At 40.9% G+C, this 22843-nt stretch carries 4 protein-coding genes; all 4 read left to right on the top strand.

Features of this window, described 5'->3' with window-relative positions:
* The first annotated feature begins 52 nt into the window (after positions 1–52).
* The 4 genes from PSF86_RS17440 to PSF86_RS17425 all read left to right on the top strand — a co-directional run bounded on the left by PSF86_RS17440 (position 53) and on the right by PSF86_RS17425 (position 22835).
* Positions 53–14368, top strand: coding sequence for a T9SS type B sorting domain-containing protein (locus PSF86_RS17440; protein ID WP_277901380.1), 14316 nt, complete (start codon positions 53–55; stop codon positions 14366–14368).
* A 7-nt stretch (positions 14369–14375) separates the two neighbouring features.
* On the top strand, positions 14376–15344 hold the full coding sequence (locus tag PSF86_RS17435; protein ID WP_493559039.1) for a PorP/SprF family type IX secretion system membrane protein: 969 nt from the start codon (positions 14376–14378) through the stop codon (positions 15342–15344).
* A 204-nt stretch (positions 15345–15548) separates the two neighbouring features.
* A complete protein-coding gene (locus PSF86_RS17430) occupies positions 15549–17003 on the top strand; it encodes a sulfatase family protein (protein ID WP_277901378.1) in 1455 nt (484 codons plus the stop codon).
* A gap of 1062 nt (positions 17004–18065) precedes the next feature.
* Positions 18066–22835, top strand: coding sequence for a hypothetical protein (locus tag PSF86_RS17425; RefSeq protein ID WP_277901377.1), 4770 nt, complete (start codon positions 18066–18068; stop codon positions 22833–22835).
* Positions 22836–22843 lie beyond the last annotated feature (8 nt).

The raw sequence follows: 22843 nt of genomic DNA, 5'->3' as shown, positions 1-22843 counted from the left end.
TATTAGACATACAAAAAATATATATAGTAACAAGTCCCCAAAACTTAAAGCTATGAAACAAAACTACTTTACCCTAAAATCGTACTTACTAATTGCATGCATATTCTTTGCAGGCATTTTTGCGTTATCGGCGCAGGTAAAAAACAACTTTGATGTCAGGTATCAAGACAATATCAGAGGAGAACTTACATTTATTGCCAATAATATAGTAAATAGAGATTCAAACTATAGAGATCCGGAAGATCCGTATGATGCAACGGGAAGTAGTTCGAGTTATAACGACGATCTCAACATGCAATATATCGATATTGATAATGATGGATCAACGTTTAGTTCGAGTAGTGCTATTTTATCTGTACCAGACCCAAACTGTAGCCGTATTGTCTATGCAGGGTTATATTGGTCGGCAGTCTATAAAGAAAGCAATAGAAGCGATTTTAATCGGGTAAAGTTTAAAACGCCAGGCGGTGCATACCAAAACTTAACAGCGGATGAGATCTTGTTTGATGGTTATAACGATTCAGATTTTGGAAATTATAGCCCGTATGCCTGCTATAAAGATGTTACTTCGATTATAAGTGCTTTGGGAAATCCAGATGGGGAATATTTTGTTGCCAATGTTAGGGCTAGTTCCGGAGACGATATTACCGGAGGTATTTCAGCAGGATGGACCATGGTCGTAGTTTATGAAAACCCAACGCTACCAGGAAAATATATCACTACTTTTGATGGTTATGCTGGTGTAAAAAGTGGAGAAAGCGTAGACATTCCATATAATGGTTTTATTACGCTTCCGCCACCGTTTCCTGTAAATGCTAAAATGGCCGTTGCTACCTTAGAAGGAGATAATAGAATTACAGGAGATAAACTGTCTATAAAGGCAAACAGCAATAGTGCTTTTACTACCTTGGGAAATACAACCAACCCAAGCAATAATTTTTTCAACAGTAATATTACCATTGAAGATAATATTGTAACCACAAGAACACCAAATAGTATTAACACATTAGGATGGGACGTTGACTTGTTCTCAATAAACAATCCTAACAATTCGGTAATACCAAACGATGAAACCGGAGCAGTTCTCCGTGCAAGCTCAACGCAAGATAAGTACGATATTTTCTTTAGTTCTTTTTCTGTAGAGGTTATAGAGCCGGATATGCAATTGGCAAAAGGGGTTTTTGATACCGACGGAAACGATATTCAGGGTCAAGAAGTAGCTTTAGGACAAGAAATTCAATATACACTTAGCTTTGACAACATAGGGAATGACAACGGAACTAATTTTTCTATTAAAGATATACTTCCGGTGAATGTAGATTTTATAAGCGCACAATTACCCCCCTCTATATCCGGTCAACAAATTACTTATACGCACGACTATACCACAAACGAATTGATTTTTACCATTCCCGATATTTATGTAGAAGTTCCACGAGAAGATTACACTATTAAAATTAATGTTCGTGTACAGGAAGATTGCGATAAATTACGGGATGCATGCTCCAATATAATTCAAAACCAGGCTTTTGCAACATACCAAGGGGTCTTGAACGATAATTTAATTTCTGACGACCCTAGTGTTTCCGGCTTTGATACATGCAATTTCGGGATTCCGGGTTCAACCAACTTCTTGCCAAATCTGGACGAATGTAACTTCGAAAGGGAAATCGCTATTTGTGGAGATTCTGTAGAATTAATAGCAGGAGCAAATTACGATACATACCAATGGTTTTTTCAAAATCCCGACGGAAGCTATAGAGCATTAACCGGAGTTATTGAAGGTGCTACCGGCCAAACATATACGGCCACCAATTATGGAACGTATAAGGTGGAAAAGAAAATAACCGAACCATGTAAGGATTACGATGAGTTTATTACAGTAGTTCCGAGAAGCAACGACTTAACAAGTCCGTTTGCATCAGTGGCCGATCAAGTAGTTACCTGTCCTAACGACGGAACACTATTGCCAAAATTTTTCTTGTGTGGAACTAATGATGACCGGATGCTCAATGTTAGTTTTCCCGATGCCATAGCGTTGGTTTGGCAAAAGTTAGACGAAAGTTGTTCGGCTACTTCCACTGAAGATGATTGCCCTACAAAAGATAATTCATGTACATGGAATGATATAGGAACCGGTGACCAATATGAATTGGCAGGACCGGGCGAATACCGCTTGGAAGTTCGTTACCAAAACAACTGTTTCAACCGATTTTATTTTAAAGCCTATGAAAATTCAGTAGATCCAACAATTTCAACCGAAGATATTATTTGCGATACCAAAGGGAGCATCGATATCTCTGGTGTAGGAAATGGTTACGAATATGCCATTGCATTAGCTTCAACTACTTTTAATCCCAATACTGCTGCATGGCAAAACGATCCTTCTTTTGAAGTTGAAACAGCAGGAACATACAACGTATATATCCGCCAGGTTAATATTGATATAGAAGACGGTGATAGAGAACCGTGTTTATTCAAATTTGAAAATGTAGTTATTGCCAACAGAAATTTTTCTGTTGATGTAACTACAAATAATCCTAATTGTAAAGATAGTAAAGGCTCTTTTGTAGTCAATGTTGATGATGCAAGAGCATGGTATACTTATGTTTTAAGAGATGATACAGGATCTGTAGTAGATCAAGAGGATACATCAGACGACAATCATCATGAATTTGAAGGAGTAGATCCGGGGAATTATACTATAGAAGTAACAACAGTTGATGGATGTAATTTTGATGAACCTTACACAATTGAAGAGGCTGAAGAATTAATATTGCATGCAGATGTAACAGCAAATATTAATTGTGATGATGGGCTGGTTACACTTAGTGTTGAAGGAGGATCGCCTACATATTCATATGCAATTTGGAGTTATTCTCCATCAGGAACTGCAACAGCACCCGCTATAAGCTATTCAGATATTTCAGAAGTACCTGGATCAGCTTATAACGAAAACACACCAACAAATCAATTTCCAATTGCAGAGGGAAGTGAAGGAATCTACACATTTTTGGTTACCGATAGCAACAATTGTAATGCATTTTCAAATGAAGTTGTTGTTGTTCTTGAGCCCAAAGCAGAATTTTCAGTAGATAAGGCTGATGAAACTTGTTTCGGTGCAGAAGATGGTAGCATTACAGTTACTTTAAACAATGCCCATGGTTATAACATATCATATAGTATAGATGGAGTTACTTTTTCCGGAACAAACATATTTAATGATTTGACGGCAGATAATTATACTATTACTGTAAGAGCTACCAAGGGAAATGTAACATGTGATTATACCAGAGACATTACAATAGCCCCCGGAGTGCAAATTTCTGCTGCTGCCGATCTTACCCAAGATTATACTTGTGATCATGATGGTGAAATTACATTTAGCAATGCCACCGGAGGTTCTGGAACCTTTGAATATTCAATAGACGGCATTAACTGGCAAGATAATCCTGTTTTTGGTGACTTAACAGCAGGTACATATACACCTAGATACAGAGATATAAACAATTTGGATTGTATTCGAGAATTAGATGATATTACAATCGATTCATTAACACCACCAACTAATATTGATTTTACTTCAAGTGCACCACAATGTCCGGCACAAACCTCCAATGTTAGTCTTTCGGTTACAGGAGGTTTTGGAACAATTAATTATGAAATCATTGCGCCGGCAAGTGCTATTGTAGATAATGAGACTAATAATACTTTTGAAAATATACCTGTAGGTGCTACTTATACTTTTAGGGTAACGGATGAAAAGGGCTGCTTTTATGATGAAAATTTAACCATTTCGCCCATTACACCAATTGGAGTTAATGGGCAATTAATAAGCGATGTTAGCTGTGTAACAGGCACCAATGGCGAAATTAGGTTTAACGTAAGTGGTTTTACAGGAGATTATAGTTATGATATTACCAACGAAGGAGGAACCACTGTGGATGGTAGTAGCAATGAAACAAACAACACTATTGATATAACAGGACTACCGGCCGGAAACTATACTATTACTGTTACAGACAACACCACAAAGTGTACCGATACCGATAATGTTGAGGTGGAAGAACCGGTATCTCCATTGGCATTGGGCACCCCCGATATTACACACGAAAGTTGCTCTCCTTCGGGAACAAACCTTGGAGCGGTAACCATAACTGCTTCCGGTGGCTGGGGAAGCTATACATACGAACTGTATGATAGTTCTAATAATTTAATAAAAAGCAATGGAACAGGTTCATTTTCAGGGCTGGCTGCAGGAGATTATACCATTCAGGTTTCAGATGCAAATGAATGTGATATTACATCAACTACAATTACTATTGATCCAGCTATTGCACCAGAATTGAATCTTTCAGCGAATAATTTATGTTATGACGACGCTGTAGGATTAACCATAACAGCTACAGTCACTCCAGGAACAGGAGCCGGAACATTGAGTTATACGTTAAACGGTGGAAGAACTAATACTATAGGGTTTTTTGATGAGCTTGGCCCTGGCACATATACCGTTACTGTTACAGATGAAAAGAATTGTACCGACACGGAAACCATTACAGTTAACCCAGAATTGGAAGTAACTGCTTCGGCCAGCCCTATTTCTGCGTGTAATACTTCAACAGACGTTACCATAACAGCTACTGGAGGCGATGGAAATTATGTATATGCAATTGTAGCAACTGGAGGTACACCAACTGGTTTTTCAACAACAACCCCAATAAGTGTTACTTCAGCAGGAGATTATGATGTTTATGTAAGAGATCATGCAGGAGGAGCAGGTTATTGCGAAGCTAAATACGATATTACCATTACAGCAGATCCGACTTTAACTGTATCGGCTTCAAATACTGATATTTTGTGTAATGGCACCACATCAACCTTAACCATTACAGCGGGAGGCGGCTCAGGAGGTTATACATATTCTATTGATAATGGTGTTACATTCCAGCTATTAAATGAGTTTAACAACCTCATTGCAGGCAATTATAATATTGTAATTAAAGACGCTAGGGGGTGTCAAAAAACATTGTTTTATACAATTGCTCAACCACAAGCATTAACAGCATCGGCAAATGTGGCGGCTTTAGTGGAATGTAATCCCGGAGTTGGTGCCGATGTTAGAATTACCAATGCGCAGGGAGGAACGAAGCCGTATGAATACAGTTTTGATGGCGGCTCAAGTTATGGTTCTTCAGCTACTCGAAACTTAATGCCTGGTAGTTACGAATTATATATAAAAGATGCTAGCGGATGTATTTTTGGCCCCATGCCTATTACTGTTGAAGAAGGACCGGAAGATCCGGAATTGGGCGCATCAGTTGCGTATAATTGCGATGGCACAGGAAATATTACGGTAAAGGCATCACCTTCAACATATGATTATACTTATCAATTAAATGGCGGAACCGAACAAACGGAAAATGAATTTATCGGAGTGGTACCAGGAACTCATAATATAACTGTTAACTATATAAGTAATTTACCGGCCACGCCAAGTGTTTTATTAGAAGAAGATTTTGGAGCTGGCCCTAATACCAGTATTCCAAGTATTGATGCGTCTGTTTATTGTTATGAAGATCAAATGCCGGGAGGTAACTGTGGCGATCCGGGAGATATTAGCGATACCAGAATAAATGATGGGGAATATTCTGTAACCCAAGAAATAGCCCAAGACTTTGGGGATTGGGTAGACGTTGTAGATCACACAGGAAACACCAATGGTCGGTTTTTAGCCATTAATATTGGTGGTGTAGCGGGAATGGGCGGTGTTATTTATAGAAAACCAATAAAAGAGTTCCTTCCAAATCAGGATGTGCAAGTATCTATTTGGGGACAAAACCTAATGGAAGCCTCTTCGGACCCCAATAAAGGAGATCCTAATATTGTAATTCAATTGGTAGACCCAAGCAATGATGCTGTAATTGCTCAAGACTTAACGGGAGTTATTCCTAAATCAGAGCAATGGGAACAGTCTATTATCGATTTAAACCCGAACGGTCATACAGAATTGGACTTGGTAGTTAGAACCAATTCAACAGTAGAAGATGGTAATGATTTAGCTATTGATGATATATTGGTTACTCAAATACCTCAAAAATGTCCGCTTAGTAAAGACATACAAGTTATTGTTGAAGACGGCCACAAATTTACGGCAGAAATAGTAAACACAACCGATGTAACATGTAATAGTGATAACGATAGTAAAATTACCATTAGTGTTAGTAATTTTGGAGCTGGAGGCTATGAATATAGTATAGATAATTTTACCACTGTTTTAGGAAGCTCTACAAACACAACGGAAACAATCTCTTTAGGATTAGGAGTGGGCACATATACATTATCAATACGCGATATAGACAATAAAAGTGCTACGCCTGCTCTTGCATGTAATGTAGATTTACCGGTTACAATTTCGCAACCAGATCCTGTAGCGGTTACCGCACAGATAACATCAGAAATTACCTGTAATATAGCAACAGCCACGATTACTGCAACAATAGCCACAGGAGGAACTCCGGGATATGAATATCAATTGGAAGATACTATTGGAAACCCAATTGCAGGATATGGTTTTGCTACGAATGGAGATAACAGGATCTTTAGCAATTTGCCAATAGGCGATTATGTGGTAAGAGCTAGAGACAGTAAATTATGCGATGCCGTTTCAAATACGGTATCGGTGACCAGCCCAGAAACAATTGCGTTTACAGCTACGCCTATTCCTTGTTATGCAGGCGATAATAATGGGTATATAGATGTTGAAGTAACAGCCGGAAACGACAACTATCGAATAAGTTTAAATGGTGGTGTTTTTGTCGACTTAAACGTGGATGATACCCACCATAGGTTTACAGGATTAACCCCGGGGTCTTATGATATTGTTCTAAAAGACGGTTATGGATGTAGTTTGTCTTTAACAGGGGTTATTATCGGTCAGGAATTAAAAGCGGTTGTTAAACCAACGGCCATTGCTTGTAATTCCGGCTCTATAGACGTAACAGCATCGGGAGGGTCAGGAAGCTATCAATACGCCTTTATTCCAAGCGGGAACACGGTTGCAGACTCAGATTTTGGGCCGTCTAATAGTTTTCCAGTTGCATCGGGTAGTGCTGGAGATTACGATGTATATGTAAGAGACAATAACGGAACTGCTCCTTATTGTGATTATATGGAAATGGTTGAGGTAAAAGAATTTGGGGCTATTAGTATAACAGCTACTCCTACACAACCACAATGTCATGACGAAAAAGGAGCAATTAAGGTTGATATTTCTGGAGGCGTAGGACCGTATGACATTGTAATTAACGATGGAACAACTGATGTAATTACTAAAAATGACTTTCCTGGGACTAACACTACATTCTATAATTTACCTGCGGCAAATTATACAGTTACCGTAACCGATAATTATGGGTGTGATGATTTTAAAACACCATCAATTACAAACCCAGATGAATTAACTGCCGATATAGAACCAATATTACCTGCAAATTGTGTAAGTGCTAATCCAGATGATTATGGGTTCGAGTTTCAAAACGTAACTTCAACCCTAGGCACAGTAGAATTTAGTGCCGATGGGGGGCTTACATGGCAATCTTCCCCACAATTTACTGGTGCAGGTTTTCAATCCGGAGATATTGTGTATCCATCAATTCGTACAGTGGATGGCTCTGGTGATACCGTTTGTAAAACCGACTTCCCAAGGTATATTATTCCTTATCCGTTAGACGATTTAAATATTACCATTTCTGCTATCGTGGTTAATTGTAATGAGCTGCAAGTAGATGTACAAGGAACGCAAGGAAATCCTCCTTATCAATATACGTATACTGAAACGCCGACAACTTTTGATCCGGCTACGGCCTCATGGACAACACCAGCAACAAACGGGAATCATCTATTTACTGGCTTGGTTCCGGGAAGAACGTATGTATTTTACGTGAGGGATGATGCCGGTTGCGTGCGCCAAAGTAGTAAAAACGTGAACGATTTGGTAACCCTACCAATGGAGATTACGTATGCTTATGAGCCTGCATGTACTGGAAGTAATGATGCTGAAATTACATTTACGGTTACCGATACAGATGGAACAGTAGAAAATAGAATGCGTTGGGAATTATTTGATATTGATAAAAATATAATTTCAACCAGCGGGGGGATAGTACCATTTGCATCACCTCAAGAAATAGAAGTAACGGGATTAGCACCCGGTGAATATTATATAGAAGTTACTCAAGTAGATGCTGGCGGTGCCGATAGTTGCTATGGTGCCACTGAAAACATTCTTATTGAAGAACAAGATCCAATTACCGGGACTCCTGCCAAAATAAGAGACATTGCTTGCGAAACACCTGGATTAATAAAGGTGTCTGACATTGCTGGCGGAGGCGGAACATATACTTATGTTCTTACAAGTACCGATTTTGATACCAATGGAGATGGTGTTAATGATACTTCTGATGAAATTAGAACCACCAATAATCCAATGGAAGTTTCGATAGATGATATATTAGACCCAGCAGTGGGCACCATAACAGTCGATGTTAATGTAATAGACCAATTTGAATGTTCAAATTTCTTAGGAACGGCAACCTTAACTATTTCTCAGCCACCGGTTGTAAATTCCGTAGTTGTAGATAATTGCGAAGGAGACTCAACCATTACCATAAATGTAACAGGAGAAACTACAGACTATTATTATTCCATTGATGGCGGTGCAACATACCAAGCAATTAATGAAAATGTATTCACGAATGTTGCTACCGGAAATTATGACATTTGGGTAAAAGACACCAATGGGTGTATTGGTACGCACAGTACATCCGTAGACATCTTTGAACCACTTGAGTTGAAAGCTAAGGTAAGCGAAAATTTAGATTGTCAACTTGGCGACGAAGATGCAGAATTGACTTTTGAAGTAAGCGGAGGCTCTTCTGCTACAGTAGCAAACATTACATATACAATTGCTGGCCCTACAGGGTTTAGTAATCCCGTAACAAATGGGGCCATTGGAACAAACCCTTGGACTTTTGCCGAAGCAAATGTTCCTGGAAGGTATACCATAACCGTAAACGATGTCGCAACAGGTTGCTCGGTTCCTGTAGAAGTTGATGTGCCGGAAAAAATAGTTCCAGAGCCATCCATTCAAGGGAAAACCGATGTAGATTGTAACGGGAATGATAACGGAACCATTACAGTGTCGGCATTAGATAATGGCATAGGGCCTTTTACATTTGAAATTATTCAATCATATGATGCCGCTTCGGGAATAACAAACCCATTGTCGTTGGCACCAACTTCGGCAGATAGTTATACGGCCACATTTACAGGGCTAGCAGGCTTAGAAACCGGATTGGAATATACTGTGCAAGTCACGGGTAATTTGGACAATGAATGTACCGAAACCATTACCGAAACCATTTACCAACCCGAAAGATTGAATAATTTAGGGATATCGGTAACGCAATTTGCATGTACGAGTGGTAGCAATACCATGAATATAGCGACTGTAACTGCTAGCGGGGTTACAGGTGGAACAGGGGACTATATCTATGAATTTGTGTATAATAACGGGACACCGGGGGATACGAGTGATGATATTACGCAAAAAAGCGAAGAATCAGTGTTTAACATTTCAAATATTGCAGGAGGAAACGTAGTTGTAAATGTGTATGATGAAAAAGGATGTCCTATTTCTGATAATGTGGATGTGCTGCCGTACAATAAACTAGAAAAATTAGCTACCACACCAATCAACCCAACTTGTAACGGAGGTGATGGAGAAATTACCGTAGACGCTACATTGGCATTAGGATTGGGCACAGAAATATTGACTTTTGAGATTTATGACGATGCCGGAAATATAATAGCTTCCGAAGGTTATACAGGGAATACGACCACTCATACTTTCGAAAACCTAGATGTGGGGAATTATCAAATAAAAGTAATCAATACAGGTACAGGATGTGAATTAAACACAACCGAAGAACTAACCGATCCAAACACATTCGATATCGATTTAGATATAGTTTCAAGTGCTGTTTGTTTTGGCTCGGCTACGGGAGAAATCACGGTAGAATTGGTAGATTCAACATACTCAGGCACTGTATTTGTTTACATTTATGATTCAACAGGAACGGTTGGTGATATTACTACAGCCATAAAATCAGTTTCAGGAGCATCAAATGCAGCTCTTACAATAGATTTATTTAATGCAGGAGCATATACAGCAGAGGTTGTTCAAGATAATGCCCCATATTGTTCGCAAACCAGAGACTTTACCATTGCCACGCCACCGGCTGCATTAACGGCAACTACTAGCGTTACACCAAAAACTTGTGATGGTGATGATGGTGTAATTGAAATTACCAATGTATCTGGTGGATGGGGTGGTTATAAATATTATGTGGATACCACACCGATTCCAGATGAGAATGATATTACTAATTATTCAGACAACCCTCGATTTGAAAATTTAGCAATCGGAACATATGAGATTTGGGTCATCGATCAAAAGGGCTGTCCACTTAAACTACCTTCGGAAGCTATTGTTGAACCAACCCCTCTTGACGGAAATATTTCGGCAAGTACACCAAATTGCGATGGTTTAAGCGGAGAAATTACAGTTGATAATGTTACCGGCGGTTCAGGAGGATTGTATACATTCCAATTAATAAAAGACGGAGCTGATTTCGGTTCACCAAAAACGGGAATGACAGCTACGTTTACTGGATTGGGAGCTGGAAATTATCAAGTAGCGATTTCTGATACCTGGAATTGTTCGATTACACTCCCTACTTCGGTTACTTTGTATGAAAAAATAGCATTAACCTATGATATTGATAGTGAAATAGCTTGCGATGCCACTAACAATAATGTTGCCGGAGCTGTTACGATTAATGCTACCGGCGGTTCCGGTACCTATACGTATAGTGTAGCGTATCCGGATGGTTCGATCGCCAACAATGGCACCGTTGCTTCTTTTACCGGATTGGATCAACTAGGAACCTATATTTTTACAGTCGAAGATAGCGAAGGATGTGATAATACAATCAAGTTAGGTTTGGATGCTCCGGTTATCCCGGAAATAAAGATTACCAAGAAAACAGATATTTCTTGTGAAGGGGCAGATGATGGTACAATTAAAGCAACAGTTGCTTCGGCTACAGCTACAAATCCGCCTTACACTTATATATTGAGCGGACCGGTTTCCGACTCCAACACTAGTGGCTTGTTCATAGACCTTCCTCCCGGAAGCTATACAGTAAGGGTAAGATCGGCATTGGGCTGTTCCGATGAAGAAATGGTTGAAATTGCAGAGCCGCTTGCCTTAGATTTTACAGCATCGGTTACCACAGAATTTGCATGCAACCCTGATAATACATTAGCCGTAGGACAAATTACTGTGAATATTACAGCGGGAACAGGAACAGCTCCTTATTTATATAGTATAGACGGAACAAATTATCGGTCTACTAATGTTTTTGATGTTGTTGATACCGGAAACGATGAAACCTATACATTATATGTAAAAGATGCTAATGGATGTTTTGATACACATAATGTAAGCATTAATACATTGCCAAAAATTGATGCAGTAGGAGTAACTCAAATTACGGCTATTACTTGTATTAATCCTGAGGAAGTCCAGGTAGAAATAGTTGGCGGATCAGGAGATTTTGATGTAACACTATTACCAAGCGGGCCTACACAATCTATAACTGGTCAAACAGCAGATTTCGATTTACCTGCACCGGGAGATTATGTATTCCAGGTAACAGACAATGTAACAGGTTGTTATTTTACTACAGCACCATATACAGTTAATCCTTATGATTTTATTTCTGCTACGGCAACGGCAAACACACCTGTAAGTTGTTTTGGCTCTGCCACCGGAGAAATTATTATTGATGTAGCTAATTATACAGGAGACTATACATATGAAGTGTTCGGTAGTAATGGAACATCAACCGGGGTCACGGGTGTTGGGGTAGCACCAGGTCAAGCTGTGGCATCGGGAATTTCGGCAGGAAATTATTATGTGGAAATTACAGCGACAGATACACCATATTGTCCGGAAACAACGAATTCCGTTACTATTAAATCTCCAACCAAAGCATTGGATATAACGGTTTCAATTGCAGAAGATTTAAGTTGTATTACAAGCGAAGCAGAAATTGTTGCACAGGCTATCGGTGGATGGGGCAATTACCAATATGCTATTGTTACATCAGCAACCGTTCCAACACCGGCACTATACACTACAAGTAAAACATTTGCAGGTATTGTAGCAGGGACATATGATATCTATGTAAAAGATGCAGAAGGATGTGAAGCATATGAAACAATTACATTAACACAACCAGATCCTATTTCGGCTACGGCAACTTCAACTTCTATTGATGTGCTTTGTGAAGGTGATAAGACTGGAAGCATTACCGTAACTGGGACTATTGGTGGAAGACCAGATTTTGACGCAACGGTTGAATATTTATATGTCTTAAACCGACTTGATGAAAGTGGAAATATTGTATCTACATCTGCTCCACAATTATCAAACGTTTTTAACAACTTGGCAGCCGGAGATTATAGCGTAATTGTTACCGACAATCACGATTGCGAGTCTGTTCCTTTGCTGGCTTCCATTACTGAACCAACAGCCGTTACAGCAGCTTTAAGGCTGGTTAAAAGTAACACTTGTACAACTGGGGCAACGATAGAATTGACCGCAAATGGAGGAACTGGCTCAGGATATGAATACAGTCAATCACTTAATGGCCCATGGGCTACAATGAGTGGAAATAGCATTAGGATAGACATTGCTGGCCCTCTTGCTTCAGAAGAAAAGCACCAGTATTATGTACGCGATGCAAACCAATGTATGTCTAATATTTCAAATAGCGTTACAATCTCTCCGGTTCGTCCACTTGAGATTACTCCAACTGTTGTTGCAGATGTGAGCTGTTATAACGAAGCAACCGGATATATTAAAGTAGATGTTACCGGAGGATTAGGAAATTACCTATATACTTTAATGGATGTTTCAGGAAATGTAGTGGTACGTCCGCAACAAGAAGAAAACACCTTTGACAGCCTCCCTGCAGGGGTATACTATGTACAAGTAGATAGTGAGGATTGTATGGAACAATTACGAGTTGAAATTATGCAAGGTCAGCCATTAACCTCTAAAGAACCTGTTGTGTTCAACCCAATGTGTTCAGACGACTTGGGCCGAATCGAACTGGAGCTTGAAGGGGGGACAGGCGAGTATCAATATGCCATTTCTCCAAATCTGGATCAGTTCCAGAGCAAAAATGTTTTTGAAGATCTTGAACCAGGAACCTATACCATTATCGCCCAGGATTCCAAAGGATGTAATCCATATGTATACAAAAGGGAAATTGTAGCACCAAACCCAATTGCTGCCAAAGCAGATATTTTAAATCAAGAGTATTGCGTTGGCGATGGAACCGGAAGCTTTGAATTGAATATAGAAGGGGGAACAGCACCATATTCAACCGCTATAAACACTCAGGATGACAATGCTTTTGTTCAGGACAGAATAACATTTGACGGGCTAGCCGGCGGAGAAACCTATGTGGTATTTGTTAGGGATGCCAATGGTTGTCAAACCAATGTTATTGTAACTATGGACGCTCCCGTAAACCTAGACCCGCAAGCACAGGTAGCCTATACATGTATTGACAACTCGGCGTCCAATGAGGTGGAAATTATCTTGGCGCAAGACGGACTTACCGATGTAATTTATAGCATGGACGGAGGCCCGGATCAGTTTGAAAATAAATTCACAAACATTCCTCCCGGAAGTCATACTGTTACGGTTTCTTACTACGGATGTCAACGCACGGTCGATTTTACAGTTGACACCATTGAGCCATTAAATATGGCCGTTGGACAGAGCAATATCAATGAGTTTACCATGGAAGCATCTGGTGGGACACCGCCTTATGAATATTATGTGGATGGCGTTTCCAACGGAACCAATCCAACTTATGTAATCAGGCAGAGCGGTGTTTATGAAGTTAAAGTAATAGATGCCAATGGTTGCGAACGCATTGCACAAATAGAAATGGAATTTGTAGATGTAGATGTGCCCAATGTCTTTACGCCTGACGGCGATAATAATAACGATACCTGGACACCAAAAAACACCATTCAGTATCCAAATATAATTACCAAGATTTACGATCGCTATGGTAGGGTTGTTGCCGAATTGCGTTTAGGCGATGAATGGGATGGCCGTTACAACGGAACCCAATTGCCAACAGGAGATTACTGGTATGTTATAAAACTGAACGGGGATGAGGACGATAGGGAATTTGTAGGTCACTTTACACTTTATAGATAAAGAAACAATGATGAGAAAGTATCTTTTTATAATTGCAATAACGGTTGGGCTTTCTGCCAAGGCCCAGGAATTAACACTTCCAACATTTACACAATACCTGGCAGATAACGAGTTTGTAATTTCCCCCGTATACGCCGGTATTGGAGATTATGTAAAAATACGCGCAAATGCACTCACGCAATGGGTGGGTATCGAAGATGCACCCGATACCCAAACATTGGTTGGCGATGTGCGTTTGGGTCAGAAATCAGGCGTGGGGGCTTTGTTTTATAACGATAGAAATGGGAACACACGTCAAATTGGGGCTAGGTTGTCTTTTGCACACCACCTTACCCTGGACGATGCAAAAGACCGTTTCCTTTCCTTCGGAATCTCGTATAATGTTAATTCATTCCGACTGGACATTAACAATTTCGACACCGACGGCGATGGTGTTCCAGACACGGGAGATCCAAGCATTACAGACAACCGCTCAACAACAAATCACAACTTCGATGTTGGAGTATTGTTCCGAAGCGGTGGGTTTTATGCCAGTTTTAATGCATCTAATATTTTAAATAAAGACTTAAATGTTTTCGCGATAAACGAGCCCAATACTTTAAGGAACTATTACGTTTATACCGGATATCGCTACAAGAAAAATATTCGGTCGGATTTTGAATGGGAGCCTTCGGTTTTTTACCAAATCTTTGAAAGCGATGGCCGTTCCAGTACCGATGTGAACATGAAAGTTCGTTTTTGGGATTTTGAAGATTATTACTGGGCAGGGATTAGCTACCGCTTCTTAAATGATCAATTCTTCGACCCGTTAAATGTTGGTCCCATGGTGGGGATGAAAAAGGGAAGTTTTTACTTTGCGTATTCATACCAGCTCATCCTAAACGAAATCCAGGCATACAGCACGGGAACGCACATGGTAACCGTTGGAATCGATATCTTTCAGGGAATCAGCAATTGCCGCTGTATGATGCGGTAATTTTTGGCATTCAGTTTTCAGCTACATAGTTAAAGGATAAATCAATAAGCCAAGGGCAAAAGGTTTGTTAAAAGTTTCAACTGACCCCTGCCCGCTAATCCCTTTAACCTTTATCGGAATCCTTCCCTTTCAATAAATTCGTATCGTCGAAATTCGATAAAGACATTAAAATTCCACAATCCAGCAATTCATTATATTTGGTATATGAAAACACTCCAAAACACCTCCAACTTATGGTTTGTGCTGTCATTTTTTTTGATAGTTTCCTGCCAACCAAAAAAATCAGAAGAAAAAGAAAAAATCGAAACCCCAACGCAGCCCAATGTCGTGATTATTTTTACTGATGACCAAGGGTATGAAGATGTTGGGGCATTTGGTTCCCCGGACATAGAGACGCCCAATTTGGACCAAATGGCAAAAGAAGGCGTAAAGCTCACCAGTTTTTATGCCACACAGGCGGTTTGTTCGGCTTCCAGGGCCAGTTTGCTAACCGGGTGCTATTCCAACAGGATTGGAATCCACCAAGCACTGATGCCCAATTCAAAAATTGGATTGAATCCAGAAGAAACCACCATGGCAGAAATGTTAAAAGCGCAGGGATACCATACGGCTATTTTTGGCAAATGGCATTTGGGCGATGCGCCGCAGTTTATGCCAAACAAGCAAGGCTTTGATGAATATTTCGGTATTCCGTATTCCAACGATATGTGGCCACACCATCCACAGCAGGGGACTGTTTTTAATTTCGATCCGCTTCCGCTGTACCACAATGAAAAAATTATTGATACACTCGATGACCAATCGCAATTAACCACGCAAATTACGGAACGGGCAGTAGGATTCATTGAGAAAAACAAAGAAAAACCGTTCTTTTTATATGTTGCACATCCGCAGCCCCATGTTCCTTTATTCGTTTCTGATAAATTCAAGGGGAAATCGAAAAGAGGACTTTACGGCGATGTTATTATGGAAATCGACTGGAGCGTTGGCGAAATACTAAAAACGCTTAAAAACGAAGGAATTGATAAAAATACGCTGGTTATTTTCACATCGGATAACGGCCCATGGCTTTCGTATGGAAATCATGCCGGTTCTGCCGACCCCTTTAGGGAAGGAAAAGGAACCGCTTGGGAAGGCGGGCAACGTGAACCATTTATTGCCCGTTTTCCAGGGAGGTTGCCTAAAAACAAGGTGATAGGAACACCTGTTATGGCCATTGATGTATTGCCGACCATAGCGGCGGTTACCAAAAGTCCGATTCCAAAAAACAAAATAGACGGGAAGAATATATGGAGCATTCTTACCGGAAAAACCAATGAATCACCCCATGAGGCATTTTATTTTTATTACCGGGTGAATGAGCTACATGGCATCCGCTACAAAAACTGGAAGCTGTATTTTCCGCACCGTTACCGAACGATGGACGGTCAGGAGCCAGGAAAAGATGGGTTGCCGGGTGAATACAGATATATAGATATGGACATGGAACTCTACAATTTGGCAACCGATTCCATTGAAAGAAAAAATGTAATTGAACAGCATCCGGAAGTGGTTAGGAAAATGATGGAATTAGCCGATAAGAAACGTGCTGAGCTCGGAGATGCCCTGACTAAGGTTGAAGGAAAAGAAAATCGAAAGCCCGGAAAGGTTGCTGACTAATAGAGGGCTTTTATTATTGCTTACCCCTCGGGAATTATAATGGGAATATTACAAGTTTTATATCTTCTAAAGATAAGATTGATAACACTTTAATTATCATCCGGACCAATAAAGTTGATAAGGGTATTTTCCGGAATGGCTATACTCCCATTTCTACTTATTATTTCGCTCTAAAAGCATGCAACAAATATGCCGTAATTCTTTTATAGGTTTCAGAAAAGCAATGTTCTTTTAACAACTCTGGGCCTTTATCTGAGCATACAACATTTTAAAATGTTAAAAAACGGCTTGTAATGATACCTTTTGAATAAAAAAAGTAGTCGGAACGTCTATCGGCTTTAACATTCTGGTTGGAACTTTATACCATGTAAAACCTACCTCCGACTACTCGATAGATTCAAAACGCTATCCATATGAATTCGTCGGTAAACGAAGCGCTATCATTAAAAAGATGCTTAGTGTGTAGAGGGAAAATCGAAAAGCAAGTATAAGCAAATCGATGACCTGTTCCTTGTCTTCCCTAAACCTATAAAAACACAAACGGAAGCAGTTTTAAACAAACTTGCATCGAAGTGAAGAGAATGTTTCCATGGAAATATATATTATGGGATAGTTCCAAAATAGTGACACGACTTTTGAAAAGGGGAAAAATCCCCTTATCGATAATATGTTAAATTTTAAATGATGCACATTGAAGATTTTTACGACCTTAATAAGGAACATCCCTTAAGTACCTGCGTATTATACAACATAATAATCCAATATTATATATTGCCATAAGCAGTAAAATAGATGTTTTCGGCAGCTTTTTGTTCTTTATTTCTTTCAAGGGACAGGGAATTGTTCAATCATCAAAGCGTAAAATTAAGGAAGTAATTGTCCTACCGGATTCTTCTCGGTTACAAAGGATATTTTCTAAGAAACAAATTCTTCATTTTCCCGGTCTTTGATTTGTTATAGAAAAAAGTATATTTGTAGTGACTTTTTGCAGTTATCTGTTTCTAAATATAATAAGGAGATTTCTGTTAAGTTGTGCCCTATTTCGATACCTAAACGATGCCTATGAAAAAACTACTACTCTGTATATGTTTTTTTAGTTCCCTGTCAATGTACCCCTCCATCCCTGGAGGTTATGGGCTATCCGATACCGATACGCTCTCACTTGATAAAAAAGGACAGCCCGTATCGTTGAAGAAACAAATTTCCATTTCTTTTTTGGACAAGTTGGAGGCCAAATTTCCAAAGGCAGAAGAAAGCTTAAAGGCAGAAAAAACAGCATCCCCCGAATTCAACTGGCAGTATTTAAAGGAAAGGTATAAACTTCCCGATTCTGTAAATACCCTTCAAAACGAGGCAGCTGCTTCACTTAAGAAAATAGAAGAAAGCGGGCTCTGGGTAGACCGTTTCGGGAATGAAGACATTGTGGCTTTGCCCGTTGGGGTAAAAAATACTATTGGAAATGTAGAATATGCCATAGGTGTGGTAAAGGCAGAGATTAACCCCCAATATACCGAGCTGACCGTTTTTGCCCGCATCAGGATACCCCAGAGCAATGAAAAAGGGGAGCCATTGGAATTGTTTTTTGGGGCCGATAACGTAAAACTTTCACATCAGGGAGGTATAGTGGGCGATGCTAAATTGGTCCTGCTCGGGGACGTTCCCATCCCTTTTAACGGAGGTAACTGGCTGGTAACGCTTCACGGGGGCTTTGACTACAGCACGGGCTTCACGCCCAATCTAACCTATGCCACGATCGATTGCGACGGAATTAAAAACATAGCTATAAACGGGGCCGTTGAATTTTCGCGTAACTATATCCTTCCGGTCATGGAAAACGGAGAGGTAGATGAAGCCTCCGGGACAAGGGTCCGGGCAGATTTTAACGTGACCGTTGAGGATTGGAACGATTTGTTGGTAGACGTATCCATACAGCCGTTCACACGTGCCAAAAAAAGAAATGGAAAGGATTTCGATGGAAACTTTCAATTTTATGCAAACGAGGCCGTGCTCGATTTTAGCGACCTGAGGAACTCTCCCAGTGTGTCCTTTCCGGAATATTATGCCGATAAAGGACTGTTAATGCCCAACCCGAATACCTGGCGGGGAGTGTATATAGAAACCATTGATGTTCGGCTTCCTAAAGAATTTAAAACCAAAGAATCAATTGACCAAAAAAGAAGGGTTGGTTTCGGGGCGCATCATATGATAATTGATTCCTATGGATTATCGGGAACTTTTTATGCCGATAATTTATTTCAGATGGATCAGGGAAGAACCAATGAGCAAAGTGCCTGGGCCTATTCTTTAGATCATATTGAGGTGAGTTTGGCAGCCAATCAATTTATCGGAGCTGAATTGGATGGTCGCATCCTGATGCCGGTATCCAAACAAACCAATGAAAGCGGAAAAATAGGCTTGCGTTATCTCGGGCTCATTACCCAGGAAGAGTATATGCTCCAAGTGGCCACCGATTCCATAGTCGACTTTAATTTATGGAAAGCCAAAGGGCAGTTGTTCCCTAATAGCGGTATCGAATTGCGGGTAGTTGAGGGGAAGTTCAGGCCAAAGGCCATTTTAAACGGACGGTTGGCAATCAATGCCAGTCAGAAGAAAACATTGGCAAACGAAGGGCAACCGGCACCCACAGGGCAAGATTCTACGGCACTGGTCCAGTTCAAGGGGATCGAGTTCCAACAATTTGTGCTGCAAACAGAAAGCCCGGCACTTTCCATAGGCTACTTGGGATATAGGGATGAAGTGAAATTTGGCAACTTCCCTGTGTCCATTGCCAATATAGAATTAACTGCACAAGCAAATTATGCATCCTTATGGTTTGACCTGAACATCAATTTAATGGACGGGGCAGGATTTGGGGGTTCCACCCGATTGGGGGTCCAGGCATTAAATGAGGAGCGGGATTACAGGCAACGGTGGAGGTATGACGGACTTGATATGGGAATGATTTCGGTCTCCGCGAACATGGGGGCCTTTGCTTTCTATGGTTCCTTGACCATCATGGATGACGATCCTGAATATGGAGATGGCTTTGCCGGGGAATTAAGTGCAACGTTTAATGGATTAAAGGGAGTTGAGGTCAGTGCCAAAGGGATTTTTGGAAGGGTCGACGGATATCGGTACTGGTACTTTGATGCCAGTGTGAACAATTTGGTGCCGCCGGGAACGACTACAGGATTTATAACACCTAAAGGGTTTGCCGGAGGTGCTTATTATAAAATGAAGCGAAGGGGCTTTGGTTCTGAATTCTCACCTTCCGGGTTGTCATATGTACCTGATAAAGAGCAAGGCTTGGGTGTAAAAGCTATGATGATGTGCTCCATAGGGGCCAACGGAGTGGTTGACGCGGGAGCGGGTTTTGAAATCCTTTTCAATAAAAATGGAGGGGTGTCCCGGATGGGCTTTTTTGGACAGGCAAAATTTATGGCAGACCTCCCCTTGGGAGATGATATAAATGTCTTGATGGGCAAAGTAAAGGAAAATGCCCCTGCCTTGGACGATTATATCAATATTGACCCCAATTCATCACTTGCCAAAATGGGAAAGCCCTTTTTGCAGAAAGCAGAAATGAGCTTTCCTGAAATCAATACGCAAATGGGGGTTGAGGCCAGTCTGGGCATTGAATTCGATTTTGAGAATTCTACCCTTCACGGGGAATTGGATGTTTTTGTAAATGTTGCCGGAGGGGTTGTTGAAGGACGGGCCAGTGGCGGAAGGGCCGGATGGGCCGTATATCATGCATCACCAAATGAATGGTATCTCCATATGGGAACCCCTACCGACCGCCTGGGTTTAAAAATCGGTGTCGGCCCTGTCTCTGTAAAATCAGGAGGCTATTTTATGATAGGAGATAAAATCCCGGGAAGTCCACCTCCACCACCTATCGTAGCGGAAATTTTAAAGGAAGATGTGCAAAACCTTGATTATATGCGGGACCTGAATGCGCTTGGTGAAGGCCGTGGCTTTGCTTTTGGTGCCGATATATCCGTGGATACGGGCGACATCAACTTCTTGATCCTCTATGCGAGGTTCCAGGCAGGTGCCGGATTTGATATCATGCTGAAGGATTATGGTGAAGCGGCCTGTTCAAACAGGGGCGGGAAACAAATCGGAATCGACGGTTGGTATGCCAACGGGCAGGCGTATGCGTATTTGCAAGGAGAATTGGGAATCAATATCAAACTTTTCTTTATACGAAAGAAGATACCCATTATTAAGGGTGCGGCAGCAGTTTTATTGCAGGCAAAAGCCCCGAATCCCGTTTGGATGAAGGGCTATGTGGCTGGTGAATTTAACCTTCTTGGAGGACTTGTAAAAGGAAATTTCCGGTTAAAACTGACCATTGGGGAAGAATGTGAGCTGATGAATGCTTCACCTTTGGGTGGCATGAAAATAATTGCTGATGTTACCCCCAAGGACGGTACCAAAGACATTGATGTATTTGCCGCGCCTCAGGCCACGTTCTCCATGAAAGTCAATCAGCCGATTGTAATTCCGGAAGACCAGGGGGATAAAACCTATAAAATTCTTGTAGATAAATTCAGGATTGTCCATAATGGAAAAGAAATCCCCGGGAAAATAAAATGGGGTATGAACGGTGATCGGGGAACGTTTATTTCTACCGATATCTTACCCCCGCATCAGCCAATGAAGGTTGAGGTGGAAGTGAGCTTTCAGGAATACGTAAACGGAAACTACCGGACCCTGATGGTGGATGGCAAAAAAGCGGTGGAAACCGAAACCCGGGACTTCACCACGGGGGAAGCACCCGACCATATCCCATTGCACAACATTGTGTATGCATATCCGGTGATCGACCAAAAATATTTCTTGCAGGAAGAACACGGTCAAGGATATATCCAGTTGGAACGCGGACAGGATTACCTGTTCGATCTGGCCGATTGGAAAACCGATGTCAAAATGGTGGACCAGACCGGAAAGGAAACCATGGCAGCGTTTAATTATCAAACAACAGACAATAAAGTGTACTACAACCTGCCGGAACTGAAAAATACCGCCAAATATAAAATGGCCATTGTAAGTACGACCAAAAAGAAAAGTACATCGGGCAGCAAAGCAACTTATGAGAACAAAAATGTTGGGGATGGGAACACTGCCCAAATCCGTCAAACGCAGGCAGAAAGCATTATCAAAGAAGGAGAGATAGACCGCTTGAGCTATGATTTTTCGACCAGCAAGTACAATACCTTTACAGAAAAGGCAAGGGCCATAAAAACGGTGAGCCGGAACTGGGGCAAGATCTATTCCGATGTCATCTTTTTGGCAAACCGGATACAAAGCGACGAAACCTTTGATGTCGCAGAGCTAACCGGAAATGATTATACCGAAAACAAACCTTTGGTAAGTGTAACGGCAACCTTGACCGATGATTATTACCAAAAGGATATGAAACCGCCCATATACGGGCAATATCCGCTTGGGGGAACATATAGGGTTGAAAACCGTGAAGAAGATGGATACGGGATGCCGCCCAGAAAAGCGGTACCGGTGTTGGCGTACTATTTGAGCAGTGCCCAAAACGATGTCGAGCATGCATGGATGCAGACCAACTTCCCGTATTTCTATAACCTGCCGCTTATTTACAAGAAGGATTGGGTGGATTTACGTTCGCAAATACTAAATGATTATGTAGATGGCCTGGTACCAAAGGGAAGTTTGGCGGCGGCATTTTTGGACAAGGACTTTTACTTTATGCGCTATGGGAAATACACTATCGATATGCAGTATGTATTGCCGGGAGGTGGAAAAGGGACCGGTTACCGATACGGTTTTAAAAACAACAACAGGTTTAGATAAAAAAATCA

This window comes from Galbibacter pacificus, assembly GCF_029603165.1.
Taxonomy (GTDB): Bacteria; Bacteroidota; Bacteroidia; order Flavobacteriales; family Flavobacteriaceae; genus Galbibacter; species Galbibacter pacificus.
The sequence above is the reverse complement of the archived record's forward strand: the minus strand, read 5'-3'. Positions and strand labels throughout refer to the sequence as shown.